This window comes from Andreprevotia sp. IGB-42 (genome assembly GCF_009848685.1).
In the GTDB taxonomy this organism is placed as follows: domain Bacteria; phylum Pseudomonadota; class Gammaproteobacteria; order Burkholderiales; family Chitinibacteraceae; genus Andreprevotia.
On sequence record NZ_WXTX01000046.1, the window covers coordinates 1 to 1,113 of the forward strand.

The following is a 1,113-nucleotide window of genomic DNA, read 5'->3' on the forward strand; positions in this document are numbered from 1 at the left end:
TGTCCGCCGAGCGCAAAGAAATTGTCGTGCACCCCCACGCGGTCGAGCTTGAGCACTTCCGCCCAGATGCTGACCAACTGTGCTTCGGTTGCATTGCGTGGCGCCACGTAGCCTGCATTGTCACGCTCACGTCCGGGTTTTGGCAGCGCCTTGCGGTCGACCTTGCCATTGGGGGTGAGCGGGAATTGCCCCAATACCACAAACTGTGCGGGCACCATGTAGTCAGGCAGGTGCTGCTGCAGGGTTGCGCGCAGCGCTGCTGCGCTTGGGGCCGGCTGGCCGGGATGCGCCACCAGGTAGGCCACCAGCTGTTTTGCACCCGGATCATCTTCGCGCGCCAGCACCACTGCATCGCGTACTGCCGGCACGGCCAGCAGGCCCGCCTCGATTTCACCCGGCTCGATGCGGAAGCCGCGGATCTTGACCTGCTGATCGATGCGGCCCAGGTAATCGATACGGCCATCGGGCAGATAGCGCGCCAGATCGCCGGAGCGATACATGCGGGTGCCCGGCAAGCCATGCGGATCGGGCACAAAACGCTCTGCCGTGAGATCCGGCCGGCCCAGATAACCACGTGCCAGTCCATCGCCGGCAATATACAGCTCACCTGCCACACCGACCGGTAGCGGTTGCAGGGCGGCATCGAGAATATAGGTCCGCGTATTGGCAATCGGCCGGCCGATTGGTGGCGCCATGCCGGCATCCGGCAGCGCCTGCCCGATGGTGGCGCAGACCGTCGTTTCGGTCGGGCCGTAGGCGTTGAAGAAACGCCGCCCCGGCGCCCAAGCCTCCACCAGTTCAGCCGGGCAGGCTTCGCCCGCAACGATCAGGGTGTGCAGCCGGGGCAGGGTGGACGGCGCCAGCCAGGGCAACACGACCGGGGGCAGGGTCGCCACCTGGATGCCCATGTCCTGTAGCGTATCCTGCAATGGCTGCCCCGGCGTCAGTGCCGGTTTGCTGGCAAGGCACAGCGTGGCGCCCGCAGCCAGCGCCATGAAGATTTCCCATGTTGCAGCATCGAAATTGAACGATGCGAACTGCAGCACCCGCTGGCCGGGTTCGATGGCAAACGTGGCGATCTGTGCCGCAGCCAGATTGCATAACCCGGCATGG

1 protein-coding gene is annotated in these 1,113 nt (G+C 65.2%); it reads right to left on the bottom strand.

The features are described from left to right. A partial coding sequence (locus tag IGB42_RS21805; protein WP_159675655.1) for an AMP-binding protein occupies nt 1-1,113 on the bottom strand: 1,113 nt, incomplete at both ends.